Origin of the sequence: Arthrobacter sp. (genome assembly GCF_030540645.1) — a bacterium.
Lineage (GTDB): Bacteria > Actinomycetota > Actinomycetes > Actinomycetales > Micrococcaceae > Specibacter.
The window spans coordinates 16035-34975 of record NZ_JAUNVV010000010.1 but is presented as its reverse complement, the minus strand read 5'-3'; the positions used below and the strand labels follow the sequence as shown (position 1 = coordinate 34975).

At 63.2% G+C, this 18941-nt stretch carries 17 protein-coding genes and 1 tRNA gene; 17 read left to right on the top strand and 1 reads right to left on the bottom strand.

The window, feature by feature from the left end:
* The first annotated feature begins 8 nt into the window (after positions 1 to 8).
* From Q4P21_RS03500 to Q4P21_RS03450, 11 genes are all read left to right on the top strand, one after another.
* Complete coding sequence (locus Q4P21_RS03500; protein WP_303387468.1) at positions 9 to 2162, top strand: acetate--CoA ligase family protein; 2154 nt, start codon at positions 9 to 11, stop codon at positions 2160 to 2162.
* Between the two features lie 80 nt (positions 2163 to 2242).
* Positions 2243 to 2857, top strand: a complete 615-nt coding sequence (locus Q4P21_RS03495) for a TetR/AcrR family transcriptional regulator (protein WP_303387467.1) — start codon at positions 2243 to 2245, stop codon at positions 2855 to 2857.
* Between the two features lie 37 nt (positions 2858 to 2894).
* Positions 2895 to 3716 carry a VOC family protein gene (locus tag Q4P21_RS03490; protein WP_303387466.1) on the top strand — a complete coding sequence of 274 codons (822 nt, stop codon included), beginning with the start codon at positions 2895 to 2897 and terminating at the stop codon, positions 3714 to 3716.
* 103 nt (positions 3717 to 3819) lie between these two features.
* Positions 3820 to 5025 (top strand): thiolase family protein, encoded by a 1206-nt coding sequence (locus Q4P21_RS03485; RefSeq protein ID WP_303387465.1) that lies wholly within the window; start codon positions 3820 to 3822, stop codon positions 5023 to 5025.
* 9 nt (positions 5026 to 5034) lie between these two features.
* Positions 5035 to 5466, top strand: a complete 432-nt coding sequence (locus Q4P21_RS03480; protein WP_303387464.1) for a Zn-ribbon domain-containing OB-fold protein — start codon at positions 5035 to 5037, stop codon at positions 5464 to 5466.
* Position 5467: 1 nt separating this feature from the next.
* The gene (locus tag Q4P21_RS03475) at positions 5468 to 6949 is read left to right on the top strand and encodes an aldehyde dehydrogenase (RefSeq protein ID WP_303387463.1); all 1482 of its coding nucleotides are present in this window, start codon (positions 5468 to 5470) and stop codon (positions 6947 to 6949) included.
* 122 nt (positions 6950 to 7071) lie between these two features.
* A complete protein-coding gene (locus Q4P21_RS03470) occupies positions 7072 to 8571 on the top strand; it encodes an MFS transporter (RefSeq protein ID WP_303387462.1) in 1500 nt (499 codons plus the stop codon).
* A gap of 269 nt (positions 8572 to 8840) precedes the next feature.
* Positions 8841 to 9734: a MaoC family dehydratase gene (locus Q4P21_RS03465; protein ID WP_303387461.1), complete on the top strand. Its 894-nt coding sequence runs from the start codon at positions 8841 to 8843 to the stop codon at positions 9732 to 9734.
* Between the two features lie 25 nt (positions 9735 to 9759).
* Positions 9760 to 10530: an electron transfer flavoprotein subunit beta/FixA family protein gene (locus tag Q4P21_RS03460; protein ID WP_303387460.1), complete on the top strand. Its 771-nt coding sequence runs from the start codon at positions 9760 to 9762 to the stop codon at positions 10528 to 10530.
* 14 nt (positions 10531 to 10544) lie between these two features.
* Complete coding sequence (locus tag Q4P21_RS03455; protein WP_303387459.1) at positions 10545 to 11534, top strand: electron transfer flavoprotein subunit alpha/FixB family protein; 990 nt, start codon at positions 10545 to 10547, stop codon at positions 11532 to 11534.
* A gap of 78 nt (positions 11535 to 11612) precedes the next feature.
* Positions 11613 to 12488: a cytochrome b/b6 domain-containing protein gene (locus Q4P21_RS03450; protein WP_303387484.1), complete on the top strand. Its 876-nt coding sequence runs from the start codon at positions 11613 to 11615 to the stop codon at positions 12486 to 12488.
* An 88-nt stretch (positions 12489 to 12576) separates the two neighbouring features.
* Here Q4P21_RS03450 and Q4P21_RS03445 read toward each other — a convergent pair.
* Positions 12577 to 12664, bottom strand: a tRNA-Ser gene (locus Q4P21_RS03445).
* Positions 12665 to 12759: 95 nt separating this feature from the next.
* On the opposite strand from Q4P21_RS03445, the gene Q4P21_RS03440 reads away from it, so the two are divergent.
* The 6 genes from Q4P21_RS03440 to Q4P21_RS03415 all read left to right on the top strand — a co-directional run bounded on the left by Q4P21_RS03440 (position 12760) and on the right by Q4P21_RS03415 (position 18936).
* Positions 12760 to 13743, top strand: a complete 984-nt coding sequence (locus Q4P21_RS03440; protein WP_303387458.1) for an NAD(P)H-quinone oxidoreductase — start codon at positions 12760 to 12762, stop codon at positions 13741 to 13743.
* A gap of 244 nt (positions 13744 to 13987) precedes the next feature.
* Positions 13988 to 16255, top strand: a complete 2268-nt coding sequence (locus Q4P21_RS03435; protein WP_303387457.1) for a carbon starvation CstA family protein — start codon at positions 13988 to 13990, stop codon at positions 16253 to 16255.
* A 2-nt stretch (positions 16256 to 16257) separates the two neighbouring features.
* Positions 16258 to 16458 (top strand): YbdD/YjiX family protein, encoded by a 201-nt coding sequence (locus Q4P21_RS03430; protein ID WP_303387456.1) that lies wholly within the window; start codon positions 16258 to 16260, stop codon positions 16456 to 16458.
* 134 nt (positions 16459 to 16592) lie between these two features.
* A complete protein-coding gene (locus Q4P21_RS03425) occupies positions 16593 to 17231 on the top strand; it encodes a bacterial proteasome activator family protein (RefSeq protein ID WP_303387455.1) in 639 nt (212 codons plus the stop codon).
* A gap of 5 nt (positions 17232 to 17236) precedes the next feature.
* Positions 17237 to 17737, top strand: a complete 501-nt coding sequence (locus tag Q4P21_RS03420) for a hypothetical protein (protein WP_303387454.1) — start codon at positions 17237 to 17239, stop codon at positions 17735 to 17737.
* A 128-nt stretch (positions 17738 to 17865) separates the two neighbouring features.
* A complete protein-coding gene (locus Q4P21_RS03415; RefSeq protein ID WP_303387453.1) occupies positions 17866 to 18936 on the top strand; it encodes an iron ABC transporter substrate-binding protein in 1071 nt (356 codons plus the stop codon).
* Positions 18937 to 18941: the final 5 nt, after the last annotated feature.

The window sequence follows — 18941 nt, the reverse complement described above, 5'->3', positions numbered from 1 at the left end:
CTTTTCGCATGACAACGATGACAGGCGAGGCCGCCACATTGAAGAATCTTGACACGGCACGGCTGAGGGAGCTTGTTGAGCCCCGAAGCATTGTGATCATCGGCGCCAACACGAAGTCCAGCTGGTCCCACTTCACCCATTCAAACCTCCTGGCAGGCGGCTTTGAGGGGGAGCTGTACATGGTCAACCGGCGCGGTGAGGAATGTCACGGGCAGCCGTCGTTCACCTCGATCGCCGAACTCCCCACCGTGCCGGACCTGGCCATTGTGCTCACCGGCGTCAACTCGCTGGAGACCATCCTTGAAGAGGCCAGGGTCAAGGGCATCCGCAACCTGGTCATGCTTGCCTCCGGCCTCGGCGAGGCCGGAGCGGAGGGCCAGGCGCTGCAGGCGCGGCTCGTGGAGCTGGCCCGCGAGGCCGGCCAGCTCATTCTCGGCCCGAACAACCTGGGATTCGTGAACTCCCACGCGAAGGTGGCCGCGTTCAGTCACATGACGCAGATGCCCATGATCGCGGGCGGTGTCGGCGTGGCCAGTCAGTCCGGAGCTTTGGCCATCTACCTGCTGCCGCACATGGCCTCCCGCGGGGTGGGCTGTTCCACGGCCGTCACGGTGGGCAATGAGGCCATGATCTCAGCCATCGACGTCATGGACATGCTCGTTGACGACCCGGATACCCGCGTCATTGCCGCCTACCTGGAGCAAATCACCAACCCGGGGCACTTCCTGTCCGTGGCGGAACGTGCCCGCCACGCCGGCAAGCCCATCGTGGTGTTCAAGGCCGGGCGCGGGGAGGCCTCCGCCCGGGTGGCAGCCGCCCATACCGGTTCGTTGGTGGGGAATGACAAGATCATCGACGCCGCGTGCAGGCAGTTCGGTGTCGTCCGCGTGGACAACATTGAGGACCTCGTGGCGACGGCCGGCATCATGGAATCCCACGGCCGGATTTCCGGCAGCCGCATGGGCGTGGTGACAGGTTCCGGGGCCATGTGCGCACTGATCGCCGAGAAGGCCGAGGAAGCTGGACTGGAAATGCCCGCCCCCGCCGAGAAAACGGTGCAGGCCCTGCATGACGCCGGCCTGCCCACCTTCTCCACCGTGAACAACCCGATGGACACCACCGGATACATCTCGGTGGACCCGACCATCATCACTAAAGCCAACCAGTGCTTCATTGACGACGACAACTTTGACTTCATCGTGGTCAACAGCGCCTGGCCGAAGAACCAGCTGATGGCGGACATGGGCCGGCTCAACCAGGATGAACTGCACCGCCAGCTCACCTCATCGCCGAAGCCCGTCATCGGCATGAGCTTCCTGCCCACCGAAGTCACCGACTTTGGGCGCACTTTCGCCAGCGAACACGGCCTGCCGCATGCTTCGGACTCCTTTGACCGCGGCATCCCAGCCGTGGCCCGCAGCGCCTGGTGGAGCAATCGGGCGGATGAACTCGCCACCGACCCCGCAGTGCCATCGGCAGCGGTGATTGACAAGCCCGCCGGCGCCGAGAGCTGGAGCGAAGTTGAGGCCGGTGCGTTCCTGCGCGGGCACGGCGTGCCTTACGTTCCCGCAGCCATCGCCACGTCCGCCTCCGACGCCGTTGCCGCGGCCGGGGACATGGGCTACCCCGTGGTTCTCAAGATCGCCTCCGAAGACATTGCGCACAAGACCGAGGTGGGCGGAGTCCGGCTCATGCTGCGCGACGCCGACGCCGTCACCGAGGCGTACAACTTCATCATGACCTCCGTTGCAGATCTCGCCCCGGAAGCGCACATCCAAGGTGTGGCCGTCTCGCCCATGCGGCCCGCCGGTAACGAACTGCTGGTGGGAATTGTCCGGGACCCGCAATGGGGACTGGTGCTCGCCGTCGGATTTGGCGGCGTTATGGTGGAGATCCTCAACGACTCCGCGCTGCGCCTGCTGCCCGTGGGGCCGGCCGAGATCCGCCGCATGCTCGAATCCCTCAAGGGCATTGACCTGCTGACAGGTTTCCGCGGAAATGCCGCGACGGACCTGAACAAGCTGACCGAGATCATCTTCCGGATTTCCCAGGTGGCAGTGGGCCTCGGCGACGAGCTCGAAGAGCTGGAAATCAACCCGCTGCGTGTTGCTGGCGACGAGATTGAGGCGCTCGACGCCCTGATCCGCTGGAAGCAGCAGTAATGCGAAACGTTGAACCCAAGTGCACTAAGGCCGGGTGGTAGCGTTGGTAACCCATCGGAAGTCCAAGCAGGAGGCGAAGCATGACCGGACTGCTCTCTGGGGAAAGGACCGAGCTTCCCGCGTATCAAAAGCTGCGACGTCAGCGTATCCTGGATGCCGCGAAATCGCTGCTGCGCAGTCACGAGTACGAATCAATCCAGATTCGCGACGTCGCAGCGGAATCGAACGTCGCGCTGGGAACGCTGTACAGGTACTTCTCCTCGAAGGAACACCTGTATGCGAATGTCGTGTACGACTGGAGCCTGCCGTTCAACGCGGCGGAGCCAGCACAGGCCGAAAACCTCAATACGATCGAATGCATCTCCCGGCGGCTGCGCATGGCGCTGGCTGCGTTCGAACGGCAGCCGAATTTCTACAAGGCCATTCTGATGCTGCGCTCCACGAACGATCCGGACGTCGCGGCGCTCATGCAGCAGCTGGGCACGGTGCTCGAGGAGCCCATTCTCTCGGACCTGTCCATGCTGTCGCACGACGAGGCCTCGGACATCACGGCCATGGTCTGGTGCGTCTTGATGGACCTGGTCGCGAGGCTGCTGTCAGGGGACAAGACCATGGACGAGGCGCTGCGAATCTCGGACAGGTTTGTGCAGATGGTCGGCTTGCGGCTGGCACAGTTCGAGACCGAAACCGCCTAGCCGCGGCGCCGTTCGTCCCGTGCGGGGAGGTGGCGGCATGAGTGCCCACGAGCTTGACCACCTGGCCATCGCGGTCCCTTCGTGGGCGCCGGCCGGAGCCGTCCTGAACCGCGAGCTGGGGGCCCGGTGGGCCAGCGGCTTCCACATGGAAGCTTTCAACCCCTGCCAGCTGGCCGTGGCCGATGACATGCGCCTGGAGTTGCTGGAACCCGGGAGCGGGGAACATTCATTCATTCAGCGTTTCCTCTCCGACCATGACGGCCAGTCGGCCCCCCATCACATCACGTTCAAGGTCCATGACATCAGGGCTGCCATTGCCGGAGCGCAGCGGGCCGGGATCGAGCCCATCCTGGTTAACTTGAAGTACTCCCAATGGCAGGAGGCGTTCCTGCATCCCCGGGACACTGGCCTGGGCTTCCTTGCGCAGATAGTGCAGGCGCCGCAGAGCGTGGAAGAGATCACCGGCACGGACGACGGCGGGGGCCTCGCCTGCCCGTGGGAACAGAACGACACTGCGCCGCTACGAATTTCGCTCATTTATGGAAACGTCGCAGATTTGGCCCAGGCCGGGGCTGTCTTGCGCGAAGTGCTTGGCGCCCGGGAGTACTCCACCGCCATGGGCGCCACAACTGCGGGCTTCCACTGGGATGAGGGTGCCGATTTACTGCTTTCAGAGGTGGACGGTGCGTCCGGAAACGGTGGAATTCAAGGGATCCTGACCGGTCCAGCAGATGTGGTTTGGTCGCCCCAGGACTTCCCGGAACGACTGCCCGCCCTGCTGGCTGCGGGAGTTGCCCATCCCGAGATCGGCTTGAGAATCTCAATCCTGCAGCACACCCCGGCCGGCGCCAGCCCGTAACAGCAGCCGCAGCACGTCCACGCAACAACCAACAGATCACCATCCCGTGCACCCAAAAACAGGTGCAGCGGATGAAAACCAACGAATATTTGAGGAGATCATCATGGGACTTCGAGGAGAAGCCGCAATCCTTGGCTTTTACGAATTGCCGCCGGAGCGCAAACTTGCCCGCGAAAAAACCTTCAACCTGGAACAGTGGGCCAGGCTTTCCAAGGCCGCTCTCGACGATGCCGGGCTGGATGCGACGGATGTGAACGGGATCGTCACGCCCCTGATCGGTGAAGCGAGCATGTTTGTGCCGTCCACCATCACCGAATACCTGGGCATCGATGCGAACTTTGCCGAGATCGTCGACCTGGGCGGGGCAGGCTCTGCCGCTGCCGTCTGGCGGGCTGCGGCCGCCGTCGAACTTGGCCTGTGCGACGCCGTCCTGGTCACCTTCCCCGGGACGCACGAGGTGCCCACCCACGAGCGGCACCCGTTCGTCATGGAGGATTCCATGTACTTTGGCGCCTCCTCCAACAAGTATGGCTCCCCGCAGGCCGAATTTGAGATCCCGTACGCCAACCTTGGCCAGAACGGCCCCTACGCCCAGATCGCCAAGCGCTACGGCCACGAATTCGGCTACGACGAGCTGGCCATGGCGAAGATCGCCGTGGACCAGCGCACCAACGCCTGCGCCACGCCAGGCGCCGTCTTCCACGGCAAGCCCATCACGGCCCAGGACGTTCTCGACTCGCCCATGGTCGCAGACCCGCTGCACATGCTCGAAATTGTGATGCCCTGCCAGGGCGGCGCCGCCGTCGTGATTGGCAACAAGAACATGGCCGCCAAGTCCAAGAACCGCCCCGTCTGGATCAAGGGGTTCGGCGAGCGGGTGCCCTACAAGACACCCACCTATGCGCGGGACCTCATGTACTCGCCCATGGTCCACGCTGCGGACCAGGCGTTCACGATGGCCGGGATTGGCCGTGACGATGTGGACATGGTCTCCATTTACGACTGCTACTCCATCACCGTGCTCATGAGCCTGGAGGATGCCGGCTTTGCCGAAAAGGGCAAGGGCATGCAGTTCGTGAACGAGCACGACCTCACATTCCGGGGCGACTTCCCGGTGAACACGGCCGGTGGCCAGTTGTCGTTCGGCCAGGCGGGCATTGCCGGCGGCATGCACCACGTGATTGACGGCGCCCGCCAGATCATGGGGCGTGCCGGCGAGGCGCAGGTCGCGGACTGCAACCGTGCCTTTGTCACCGGCAACGGCGGCATCATGAGCGAGCAAACAGCACTGATTTTCGAAGGGGAATAGGAACACACCATGAGCACCACCTACACACAGCCGGCCTTCACGCAACCGCTTCCAGTCCCAACCCCGCTGACACAGCCCTTCTGGGATGCGTTGGCCGAGCACAAGGTCCGCATTCAGTACTCCCCGTCGTTGGGCGAGTACATCTTCTACCCCCGGCCGCTTGCGCCGCGCACCCTGGCCGACGACTTGGAATGGCGGGAGATCTCCGGGGCCGGAACGCTATACACGTACACCATCACCACACGGCCCGTGTCGCCGCACTTTGCCGCGGCGGGCCCCATGGTCCTGGCCGTGGTGCAGTGGGACGAGGGCCCCAAGTTCTCCACGGAACTCGTCAACGTTCCCTTCGAGGACGTGAAGATCGGCATGCGCGTCAAGCCAGTTTTCTGCGACTATCCCGAAGCGGGCGTCACCATGCTCCGCTACGAAGCGGAGGCCTGAGATGAGCATTGCGACCGAAGAGATGGCACCCGGATTCGTACTGCCGGAAGTGACCCTGCGCATTGGCTCCACCTCACGTGCCACGGGCTGCGGAACCCACCACCACATCAACCCGGCCACGGGAGTCCCCGACGCGGTGGTGCCGCTGGCCAGCGCTGCCGATGTCGATGACGCAGTCCGGAACTCGCATGAAGCGTTCTCGGCGTGGAAGGCAACTCCCGCTGCACAAAGGGGGCGCGCCCTGTTGAAGCTGGCAGACCTCGTGGAGGATCACACGGTAGAGTTCGCCGCCCTGGCCACCGCAGATAACGGCACCCCGGCGGGGACCGCGCAGCTCATGGTGGGCGCCGCGGTCGAATGGATCCGCTACTACGCCGGTTGGGCCGACAAGCTGCCGCTGGGCCGTGTCACGTCGGTGGCCGGTGCCGGAGGTTCCTTTGGGCACACGCTGCGCCAGCCCTACGGTGTCATCGGCATTATCATCACGTGGAATGCGCCGCTTATGTCACTGGCCATGAAGGTGCCGGCCGCGTTGGCGGCCGGCAACACCGTGGTGGTGAAGCCGAGCGAACTAACCCCGTTCAGCGCCATGCTCTTCGCTGACCTCATCCGCAAGGCCGGCATTCCCGACGGCGTGTTCAACGTTGTCACCGGCGGCGTCGAAGCTGGCTCCGCCCTGGTGGCCCACCAGCTCGTGAAGAAGGTTTCGTTCACAGGAGGCCCCGACACAGCACGGAAGATCACGGCCGAGTGCGCACGCACGTTCAAGCCCGTCCTGCTGGAGCTTGGCGGAAAATCAGCAAATCTAGTGTTTGCCGACGCCGACTTGGAGGCCGCCGCCCTGCATGCCGCGTTCATGGCGTTTGGGATGATGACCGGCCAAGGCTGCGCACTGCCCACCCGCCTGCTGGTGCAGGATTCCGTTTACGAACAGTTCGCTGCCAGAGTGGCGGAGATTGCGAACTCCTTCAAGGTGGGGAGCCCGCTGGAGCTGGACACCGTCTGTGGACCAGTCATCAACCAGGGCGCCATCGACCGCATCGAGACCATGGTGGCACAGGCCAGGAACGACGGCGTCCGCGTCCTGACGGGCGGAACCCGCCTGGGCGGGGAGCTGGGCGACGGCTACTACTACCCGCCGACGGTTGTGACGGACGTGGATCGACAGAGCGAACTGGCTCGACAGGAAGTCTTCGGTCCCGTTTTGGCCGTCCTGCGCTTTAGCGACGAAGCCGACGCCGTGGCCCTGGCCAACAGCACCGACTACGGGCTTTCCGGCTACGTGTGGACTGCTGACGCCAAGTGCGCCATGAGGGTTGTCGAAGCGCTGGAAACCGGTGAAGTGGTGGTCAACGGCGCACCTAACGCAGTGGCTGAGCGCCCCTTCGGCGGTATAGGCCACTCCGGCAACGGCAACGAAGGCGGCTTGGAAGGACTTGAAGAGTTCTTCTGGACCAAGTCCGTCGCCTACGGCACCAGCTAGGCGCCCGGCTCAGCACCTTCATGTTCGGCCGTCTATGCAAGGAATGTTCGCTACATTGCCCTTCAAATCCTTAAGGGCACAACCACTTTCTTTTCAGCACACCCAAGAAAGGCTGGACGAAGATGTCCCCAGCTAACCTCCGGAAATCCGGACTCCTGCAAAACCTCAAACGGCCCGGCTTCGCCGCCGTGGTGACAGTTCTCATCCTGGCCGAGGTTGTCTCGGCCTTTGAACTGTCCATGATGTACGTAACGCTTCCCACGCTGATCAAGGAATTCCACGTGGATGCCAGCACGGTCGCCTGGGTCGTCACGGCATACCTTCTGGTTTCCGCTTCCGCCGGTGTCATGGGCGGGCGCTTCGGCGACATGTACGGTCGGCGGAAGGTTATGGTCATCGTCTTGATGATCGCCTGCGCCGGCTCGCTGATCTCCCTGATCGGCGGCAGCCTGGGCATGATCATTCTGGGCCGTGCGATCCAAGGGACGGCCGGCGCCTTGATGGGGCTGGCCTTCGGGCTGGCACGGGAACACCTGGCCAAGGAACGCATCCCCGTGGGCGTCTCCATGATCGGAGCCTCAGCCCTGATTGCAGGCGCAGGAGGCGCGCTCATTGCCGGCATCATGATCCAGCTCTTCTCCTGGCACCTGATCTTCATCTTCTCCGCAGTGCTTGCCGTGATTTCGGCAGTGGCCATCATGGCCGTGATTCCCCGCGACACACTGATCCCCAGCAAGGACAAACCCGACTACCTCGGCGCCGTCCTGCTGCCCATCGCCGTCAGCGCCATCCTGCTGGCACTCTCCAAAGTTTCGAAGACCGGCTTTGGCTCGGTCGAGTTCCTTGGCCTGATGGCCGTGGGCATCGTCGTTGCGGCAGTGTGGGGTTGGTGGGAACTGCGCATCGAGTCTCCCATTGTGAACCTGAGGATGTTCAAGAACCGCCAGATCGCCCTTGTCATGACGGCCACCATGCTCGCTGCCCTCGGTCCCATCGGAGGCATGTCCGTCCCGACCCAAATGGTTCTGCAATACCCTACGGTGATGGGCTTTGGCCTGGGATTCACACCGGCGGCAGCAGGCATTTTCAGCGCGCTGACGGCCGTTGTCGGCTACCTTTTCTCACCGCTGGGAGGCAAGCTGGCGTTCCGCTTCGGGGCGCGTTCGGTCTTCGTCGGCGGGCTCACCCTGATGGCTGTCGTGATACCCATCATCCTTCTCACCTACGGCAACGTGGTGGCATTCTGCCTGGCCATGGCCCTGAACGGCATTGGTATATCGCTGACCTTCGGCGCTCTGCCCAATGTGCTCATTGAGGCCATCCCGGAAACCCACACCTCGGAAACAGCTGGCACCAACACCATGGTCCGCAACATCGGCCAGTCCGCTGCCACGGCCATCGGAGCCATCATCCTGGCCAGCTTTCAGGACCCGGAGACCACCGTTGTGGCCCAGGGCGGCATCAGCGCAAGCTTTGTCTTTGTGCTCGTGTTCGCGGTGTTGGCCGTCGCCGTTGCCCTGCTCCTGAAGCGCCATCCCGTGCAATGGGTCCCGGAAACAACACAGGAACGTGCCATTCGGCGTGGAACACCGCTCAAAGTGCCCGTCATGGCCGCTGACTGAACCGCTGCGAACTGAACCGCCGCCGCCTGTGCTGCACGGGGCGCAGCGGACCACGAGGCGCCCTGCCGGCACTTCCTGAACGGGGGCCTGCAGGGCGCCTCGTGCCGGCCCGGCGGGTTTGGCCACATACAGGGGATGTCAAAACATGGGCACTCAGGCCATAGACAAGAACTAGAATCTCGTTATAGTATTTGGTACAGAGTGATCCACGCCACCTCCTGGTGGCCGGCTGAATCGTTGGGGGACACCCCCGTGAAAGGAGCAGGGCAGTGGCGATCCACATGCACAACATTGGGAAAAGAAATGAGGGGGAGCCCTTCTCCTGGACGTCAAAAGATGCACTCCTATATGCGCTGAGCGTGGGCGCCGGCGCCGGTGACCAGCTGAAAAACCTGGCCTTCACCACCGAAAATTCGCGCGGCGTCGAGCAAAAGGTCCTGCCAACGTTCGCGGTGGTGCTGGGTTCATCGGCTGGCCCCATGGATGAGCTGGGCGACTTCAAGCTCTCGCAGATCCTGCATGGCGGCCAGCAGATCACACTGCACCGGGCTTTGGCCGCCAGTGGAACCGTGGTCCCCGTCAGTGGCATGAGCGCCGTGTATGACAAGGGAAGGAACGCTGTCATAGAGCTGAGCACGGAACTGCTGGACGTCAAGACCCGCGAACTCGTGGCCACGAGTGTGACCACCATGATCATTCGCGGCGAAGGTGGCTTCGGCGGGCCAAAGGGTCCGTCCGAAGGCTGGGAGGTTCCGGACCGTCCGGCCGATGTGAGCGTCGTGGAAAAAACCACCCTTGACCAAGCCCTTCTCTACCGGCTCAACGGAGACACGAACCCGCTCCACTCAGACCCCCAGCTGGCCAGAATGGTCGGCTTCGACAAGCCGATCCTCCACGGCCTGTGCACCATGGGCTTTGCCGGCCGGGTGCTCCTGGAGCAAGTCTGTGCATCGGAGCCGGAGGTATTCGGCTCGCTAAGTGTCCGCTTCGCCTCACCCGTGGTGCCCGGCGACGAGCTGAGTATCAGCATCTGGAAGACCGAAACCGGTGCAGTGTTCCAGGTCCGGGTTGCGGACACCGTTGTCCTGGACCGGGGTACCTACACGCACCGCACCGCCGAAATTGGCGGCACCACCGAAGAACTGGAAGCAGCCACGGCCTAGGGCCGTCTGGATGGGAAGAAAAGCCATGAAGATTGCAGTACTGATCAAGCAGGTCCCAGACACCGGCGAGGACAGGTTACTCACCGCCTCCGGCGCTGTCGACCGCGCCGCTAGCGACCGTGTTGCCGACGAAATCACCGAGCGTGCACTGGAAATTGCGCTGCGCGAAAAGGATGTCGATAAGTCGGTGGAGATTGTAGCGGTCACGATGGGCCCCGGAACGGCCACGGAAGCGCTGCGCAAGGCACTCTCCATGGGGGCGGACTCGGCCATCCACGTGGTTGACGACGCCTTGGCAGGCTCCGATGCCCTCACCACCGCCAAGGCGCTGGCCGGTGCGGTACGGGGAGGCGACTTCGACCTCATCGTTGCTGGCAACGAGTCCACCGACGGCCGCGGCGGCGTTGTGCCAGCCATGGTTGCCGAACTGTTGGCGCACCCGTACCTGGGCTCGCTGGATACCGTTGTCATCGACCAGGGAGGCGTATCCGGGCAACGCCGGGACGCCGAAAGTATCCAGATGCTGGCCGGGCACCTCCCGGCTGTCATTTCCATCACCGAGAGTTCCGCCGAGGCACGGTTCCCCAAGTTCAAGGGCATCATGACCGCCAAGCGAAAGCCTGTGGCCGTTTTCAGCGCTGCGCAGGTGGGGCATTCACCCTCCAGCCAGGCAGATGGCAACGTGGTGCTGTCCGCAAGCCTGCGCCCTGCCCGAACAGCTGGCATGAAGGTCGTGGACGATGGTACCGCCGCCACTCAACTCGCTGACTTCCTCAGCGCCGAAAACCTGATCTGAAAGGGCTGCCCATCATGAGCAACATTCTTGTCAACATCGAACTTTCAGCGGACGGATCGCTGCGCTCCACCACAGCCCACCTGCTCGCCCTGGCAGCACGCCTGGGCGAGCCCGTCGCCGTCCTGGCCGCGCCCCCGGGCGTCTCCGCCGAACTCGTCGCCGAACTGGCCGGGCTTGGGGCCGCGGTGGTCGTGGTCGGTGAGTGCCCGGCGTCGTCAAACCTCGTCGCAGCCGCATCGGTGGCCGCACTAGCCGACGCCATCGCCAGCCACGCACCGGCTGCCGTGCTGGCCTCCACGAGCCCGACGGCGCGCGAAGTCATTGGCCGCCTCGCAGCCCGCACCGGAAACGCTGTGATGGTCGACGCCGTTGACGTCACCATGGACGGTGGCCGGGTCGTGGCAAGCCATTCGATCTTCGGCGGTAGCTACACGACGGAATCCGGTGTTGGCGCAGGCATCGCGCTGGTTACCGTCTCCTCTAGCGGTTCTGAGCCTGCCACGGCAGTTGCCTCACCCGTGGTGGAGGTGCGCCAGCTGGATGTTTCCATACAACCGAGCTGCGCAGCCATCACGGGTGCGCGGGTGGCGTCGGGAGGTTCGGGCCGCCCCGAGCTCCGGTCGGCACGCATCGTTGTTTCGGGCGGCCGCGGCCTGGGCTCGAAGGAAAACTTTGGACTGGTTGAGGAACTGGCTGACATGCTGGGGGCCGGTTTGGGGGCATCCCGTGCAGCGGTCGACGCCGGGTACGTTCCGCAAAGCTGCCAGGTTGGCCAGACCGGTGTGAGTGTTTCGCCCGAGCTGTACCTTGCCGTGGGGATCTCCGGCGCCATCCAGCACCGGGCTGGCATGCAGACGGCCAAGCGGATCGTGGCCATCAACGAAGACGCCGACGCCCCCATCTTCGACGTCGCCGACTTTGGCATCGTCGGGGACCTGTTCACGGTCCTGCCCCAGCTGCGGGAGGCCATTGCAGCACGCAGCGGCGTTCCCGCAGGCGTCTAGGGAGGTTGGCTGGTGTCACTGCTGACCAAGCCCAAACCACAATCCCAGCGCGGGCACAAGCGCTGGGTTGGACCGGCCATGTGGGCCGCCGCCGCAGTGGTGGCGCTCGCCGCCGTCGTGCTCCTGGCTCGCTGGTCCCGTGAACTGGAGCCCATTCAGGACTTCCTGCTCCAGTACCCGGGCCACAGCGAACTGCCCGCGAACGCACCCGTGGGGATTCCCGCGTGGCTCGGCTGGCAGCATTTCCTCAACGCCTTCTTCCTGGTGCTCATCATCCGTTCGGGCTGGCAGGTGCGCACCACCACCCGGCCGAAGGCGTACTGGACACGGAAGAATACGGGGCTGTTGAAGACGAAGGCCAAGCCGGCGAAGATCAGTCTGGAGCTGTGGTTCCACCTGAGCATGGACGTGCTGTGGCTGGTCAACGGCGCCGTGTTCGTGGTGCTGATGTTTGCCACCGGTGCCTGGATGCGCATTGTGCCCACCAGCTGGGACATCTTCCCCAACGCGCTGAGCGCCGGTCTGCAATATGCGTCGCTGAGCTGGCCGGTGGAAAACGGCTGGGTTTATTACAACGCCCTGCAGGTGCTGGCCTACTTCGCCGTGGTGTTCATCGCCGCGCCCTTGGCCGCCATCACAGGCCTGCGCATGAGCCCGGCCTGGCCCAAGGACAAGGCGGCACTCTCGAAGGCCCTCCCCATTGAAGCGGCCCGCAGGATCCATTTCCCCGTGATGGTGTTCTTCAGTGGCTTCGTCATCATGCACGTGGCGCTGGTGCTGTGCACGGGTGCACTGGCGAACTTGAACCACATGTTCGCAGCGCGCCAGGACGCCGGGTGGCTCGGCTTTGGCATCTTCGCCGCCTCGCTGGTGGTCATGGTCGGGGCATGCCTCCTAGCCCGGCCCATCTTCCTGCGGCCCATCGCAGGCACCATGGGCAAGATTTCCAAATAGTCGGCCGGAGTTGGCCGCTCACGCGCAGCGTCCGGAACTAAAAAAAGTGAAGCGACCCCGGTAACGGGGTCGCTTCACTTTCTACGTGCGGAAGGTAAGAGATTCGAACTCTTGGTACGGGGTTACCGCACACTGGTTTTCAAGACCAGCTCCATCGGCCGCTCGGACAACCTTCCTGACCCTAGTAGTGTTTCATAAGCAGGGCGGTGCTACCAAAATGAGTGCACACGCAGCTACGATTCACGGGTACTTGCAGGCTATGGAGAAGGTTATGAAGGCAATTATTACAACGGGCGCAGGCGGGCCTGAGGTGTTGGCGCTGGGTGAGACGCAGGCTCCAGTGGCAGGTCCAGGTGAGGTGCTCATTGATGTGGTTGCCGCGGGAATCAACCGCGCAGACGTGCAACAGCGCCGTGGCTTCTACCCGCCGCCGCCGGGCACATCAGAGCTTTTGGGGTTGGAGGTGTCCGGTCGGATTGCGGCGTTTGGCCCCAATGTGACCCGTCCGTTCAGTCTGGGCGAGAAGGTTGTGGCGTTGCTCACAGGTGGCGGATATGCGGCCCAAGTGGCGGTTCCCGCCGGCCAAGTGCTGGCGCTTCCGGCAGGCATTGACGTGATTTCGGCCGCAGGCCTGCCGGAGGTTGCCGCCACTGTGTACTCCAATTTGTTCATGACGGCCCAGCTGCAGGCTGGGGAAACAGTGCTCGTCCATGGCGGGGCTGGCGGGATCGGCGCCATGGCCATCCAGCTTGCCAAGGCTGCCGGTGCGCGCGTCATCACCACCGCCGGCAGCGACGAGAAAGTGGCCATGCTGACCAGCTACCTCGGCGCGGACCTGGCCGTCAACTACCGCACACACGACTTCGTTGCCGCCGTCAAGGATTTCACTGATGGCCTCGGCGCCAACGTGATTCTCGACGTCGTCGGCGCCAAATACCTGGCGCGCAACGTTGAATCACTGGCCGACTATGGGCGTCTGATGGTTATCGGCCTGCAGGGAGGTGCGACGGCGGAACTCAACTTGGGCAACCTGCTCACCAAGCGTGCGGCCATCATCGGAACCACGCTGCGGGCGCGTTCGGTGGAGGAAAAGACGGTCATCATGGACGGCGTGCGCGATCACGTTTGGCCGCTGGTGGCCAGCGGCGCCGTCAAGCCAATGGTCGACAAAACTTTCCCGCTGGCCCAGGTAGTGGCGGCACACGAGTACCTTGAGTCCGGACAGCACGTGGGCAAGGTGCTGCTGACGCTCTGACCCTTCTGGATGCGACCACTTTGAGTCGAACCGAACACTCCGGGGGCTGTTGTGGTGATCGGACGCTGCTATAGCGTCCTCCGATCACCACAACAGCCCCCGGACCCGTTTGGCCCTCGTTTCGGCGCGCAGAACACACCGTTGAGCAGTTTTATGACGTGACCGGGATTACGTCGAGAATGCTGACCTTTCTCCTGCTGGTATTGTCATCTGGCCATAACTGTGGTTCAACGTAGGGATAAATATGACAATGCCGTCAAATAGGACTGCCGCACCCGGCGACGTCCTCGTTCAAGATCCGGAGCTGCCTCCCGTGGCGCTCGATCTTGAAGCAGAAGCGGAAACGCATAGGTGGACGCCGCTGAGGATCGCCATTTGGGCGGCCATTGCATTGCTGGGTGGAGTCGCCTGGGTGATGCTGGCCGTGGTGCGCGGCGAGAGCGTGAATGCGATCTGGTTTGTGTTCGCCGCCGTGTGCACCTACCTGATCGGCTATCGCTTCTATTCCAAGGTCATTGAGAAGTTTCTACTCAAGCCCAATGACAAGCGCGCCACTCCGGCCGAATACAAGGCCGACGGCAAGGACTTCGTCCCCACGGACCGCAACGTCCTGTTTGGCCACCACTTTGCCGCCATCGCCGGGGCAGGTCCTTTGGTGGGCCCCATCCTGGCCGCCCAGATGGGTTACCTTCCGGGCACCATCTGGATCATTGTCGGCGTCGTTCTTGCCGGTGCCGTGCAGGACTACCTTGTCCTGTTCTTCTCCATGCGCCGCGGCGGACGTTCCCTGGGCCAGATGGCCCGTGAAGAACTTGGCGTCATTGGCGGCACCGCCGCACTGATCGCCACCTTGTTGATCATGATCATCATTGTCGCCATCCTGGCGCTCGTGGTGGTCAACGCCCTGGGTGAATCCCCGTGGGGCGTGTTCTCCGTATCCATGACCATCCCGATTGCCTTGTTCATGGGCGTCTACCTGCGCTACCTGCGCCCGGGCAAGGTCATGGAAGTGTCCTTGATCGGCGTCGTGCTGCTCCTGGCGGCCATCATCGGCGGCGGCGTGGTGGCCCACACCGAATGGGGCGCGGCATTCTTCCATCTGGACCGCACCACGCTGGCCTGGGCCATCATTGTGTACGGTTTCATCGCCGCCATCCTGCCGGTGTGGCTGCTGCTGGCCCCGCGCGACTACCTCTCCACGTTCATGAAGATCGGCACCATTGTGATGCTGGCCGGCTCCATTGTGCTGGTCCGGCCCACCATCAACGTTCCGGCGTTCAGTGAATTCGCCTCCCGCTCCGACGGTCCGGTGTTCTCCGGTTCGCTGTTCCCGTTCCTGTTCGTCACCATCGCCTGTGGTGCTCTCTCCGGCTTCCACGCCCTGATCGCTTCCGGCACCACGCCCAAGCTGATCGAAAAGGAACGCCAGGCCCGGTACATCGGGTACGGCGGCATGCTCATGGAGTCGTTCGTGGCGATCATGGCGCTCGTCGCGGCGCTGTCCATCGACCGCGGGATCTACTTCGCCATGAACTCCTCGGGGGCGGCCACCGGCGGCACCATCGAGGGCGCTGCCGCATTCGTGAACTCGCTGGGGCTGACCGGAGTCCACGTTGACCCGGCAACGCTGGCACAAACCGCGGCCGACGTCGGCGAGCAGTCCATTGTCTCCCGCACCGGTGGTGCGCCTACCCTTGCCGTGGGCCTGGCCCACATCATGCAACAGGTTGCCGGCGGGCAAGCCATGATGAGCTTCTGGTACCACTTCGCCATCATGTTCGAGGCGCTGTTCATCCTCACCGCCGTCGACGCCGGCACCCGCGTGGCCCGCTTCATGTTGCAGGATTCGATTGGCAACTTCGTGCCGAAGTTCAAGGACACGTCCTGGCGCCTGGGCTCCTGGGTCACCACGGCCATCATGGTGGCTGGCTGGGGCGCCATCTTGATCATGGGCGTCACCGACCCGTTGGGCGGCATCAACACGCTGTTCCCGCTGTTCGGCATTGCCAATCAGCTGCTGGCGGCCATTGCGCTCGCGGTCTGCCTGACCATCGTCTCCAAAAACACGCACATTAAATACCTGTGGATCGTCGCCCTGCCGCTGGTGTTCGTCACCATCGTCACCGTGGTGGCCTCATTCCAGAAGATCTTCTCCACCGTGCCCGCCGTCGGCTACTGGGCGCAGCACAACGCGTTCAAGCAGGCGTTGGCTGACGGCAAGACAAGCTTCGGCACGGCCAAGACCGTCGAAGCCATGGAAGCGGTGGTGCGCAACACCACCGTTCAGGGCACGCTGTCCATCATCTTCGTGATCCTTTCGATCGTCGTCATTGCCACGGCCGTGCTTGTCTCGATCCGTTCCATCCGTGCAGGCGGAGGACCCAGCATGGAGGACCCGGCCGTGGCGTCGCGGATCTTTGCCCCCGCAGGCCCTCTTCCCAGCGCGACTGAAAAGCAGTTGTTGAAGGAATGGGCCGACTCCGGCAAGCAAGCAGCAAGCTCCGGCCACTAGGGATGAATGTGTTGCGCAGCGCCGGACGCACCCTGAGATCCGTCAATAGGTACCTCAAGGGTGTTCTGGGTGAAGACAGCTACGAGAAGTATCTACAACACCACGAGGGCACCGGCTGCGCAGCGGCACCCATGACGATGAAGGAGTTCTGGCGCGACAAAACCGACCGGCAGGACAAAAATCCTGAAGGGCGCTGCTGCTAGGCACCCCTCCACACCGAACCGAACACTCCGGGGGCTGTTGTGGTGATCGGACGCTGCTATAGCGGCCTCCGATCACCACAACAGCCCCCGGAGTCGTTGGAGCCCATCCCAGAGCCCTGTGAGAGACTGGCAGTATGAGTGAAAACGCGCAGAATTCGGATCTGGAAGCAGCAGCCGTGGGCGAAGTGGTGGACAGCTCAGCCAGCGACGGCCAGGAAGCTGCGGCGGCCGAAGATGAGCCGAAAGCGGACGCCGTAAAACAGCCGCAGAGTCTCTCTGACATGGTGGACCAGCCGGCGAAAGTGATGCGGATTGGCACCATGGTCAAGCAACTGCTCGACGAGGTCAAGAGTGCTCCCTTGGATGACGCCGCCCGGACCCGGCTGGCTGAGATCCACCAAGCCTCCATCACGGAGCTCGAAGCGGGCCTGGCCCCCGAGTTGGTTGACGAACTGCACCGCTTGAGCCTGCCCTTCGCGGACAACAGCTCGCCGTCCGACGCTGAATTGCGCATTGCCCAGGCACAGCTGGTCGGGTGGTTGGAGGGATTGTTCCACGGAATTCAAACCGCATTGGCCGCCCAGGCCATGGCCAGCCAGCAAACTGCCGCACGCCTGGCCTTACGCCAGCTTCCTCCCGGCACCATGATCGCCCCCGGAGTGATTGTGGGCGAAAACGGTGAGCCGCAGCGCGCACCGGCAGGCCACGGCCACGCCCCCGGCAGCCCAACACTGGGTGGTCCGGATTCCGGCGGCCCCGGCCAGTACCTCTGACGCGCATGCTCAAGGGACTATTTGGTGCCTCGCGCCAGGCCAAACTCGACGACGCCGAACTGGGCAAGGGTGTGTGGCGCCGCGACCACGACAGGTTCCGGCGTGGCCTTGACCGCTTCCACCAGATGCTTGAAGGTTTGGAAGCTGCCGGGCCAACACCCCACCAATCCGAGGCACAGGCGGCCGAAACGTACCAGGAGATGGTGGTCGTGGCGAACAATCTTGCAGACCTGCTGCCCGTGGTCCGCGACATCGCCACAGCGGGCCATGCTGCAGGCCCCAGCGAAGGCATGGAAATCCCAACGGGCACAGGGGGGTACCTCAATGACGTGCACCGAGAACTCTCGCGAGCAGGCAACGCCCTGGCAGCAACAGCGGAAGCCATCGCGCTGGTGAGGCTCGGCGTGGGGGAGGGCATCGGCGTCGAACGCAAGGCCACCATTGTGGTCCAGCACGTGAATCGGGCCGGCGAATTGTTGCATAAAACGTCGTCAGACAACGAATAATCCCACCCACGGAATAAAACCCTGAGAGAACTGCGTCACATTGCACAGTTTGTGAGGGTAGGCTGTCCTTTCATGCATTACGATCGATTTACGTTCGCTAATTATTCCTATTGCCGAAAGGCTCCCAGATGACCTCGATGACCTCCTTGACCAGGAAGCAGTTCAACAAGACCGCCTTGGCTGCCTTGGCCGGTGCCTCCGTTTTGGCCCTTGCCGCTTGTGGCGGCTCCACCTCCCCGGCGCAAAGCAGCGGGGCTGCTGGCGGTGCCGAAGACGCCATCACCGTCTACAACGCCCAGCACGACTCCCTCACGCAGGCCTGGGTGGATGAATTCACCAAGGAAACCGGCATCAAGGTCACGATTCGTCCGGGAAGCGACCTGGAACTGAGCAACCAGCTCATCGCCGAAGGCGCCAAGTCCCCCGCCGATGTGTTCCTGACGGAGAACTCCCCAGGCATGACACAGGTTGAGAACGCCGGTCTCTTCGCTGACACGAGCGCCAAGATCCAGGAGCAGGTCCCGGCCCAGTACCGCCCCTCCACGAACAAGTGGACAGGTATTGCCGCCCGCAGCACCGTCTTCGCCTATGACAAGACCAAACTAAACGCGGACCAGCTGCCGAAGTCCATCATGGACCTGGCCGATCCCGCATGGAAGGGCCGCTGGGCCGCTTCACCGTCCGGCGCGGACTTCCAGGCGATTGTTTCGGCCATGCTGGAGCTCGAAGGTGAAGATGCCACGTCGAAGTGGCTCACGGCCATGAAGGAAAACTCCAAGGCCTACAAGGGCAACAGCACCGCCATGAAGGCCGTCAACGCCGGCGAAGTTGAAGGCGCCATCATCTACCATTACTACTGGTTCGGAGATCAGGCCAAGACGGGCGAAAACTCCAACAACGTATCCCTGCACTACTTCAAGAACGAAGATCCGGGCGCGTTTGTGTCCATCTCCGGTGGTGGTGTTCTGGCCTCCAGCAAGCACCAGGAAAACGCCCAGAAGTTCCTCGAATTCGTCACCGGCAAGGCTGGCCAGACCATCCTGCAGACAGGCACCAGCTTCGAGTACCCGGTCGCCTCGGGAGTTGCGGCCAATGACAAGCTGGTCCCGCTCGCTGACCTGCAAGCCCCCAAAATTGACCCGGCGAAGCTGAACTCCGCCAAGGTCATCGATCTCATGACCCAGGCTGGACTACTGTAGTTTTA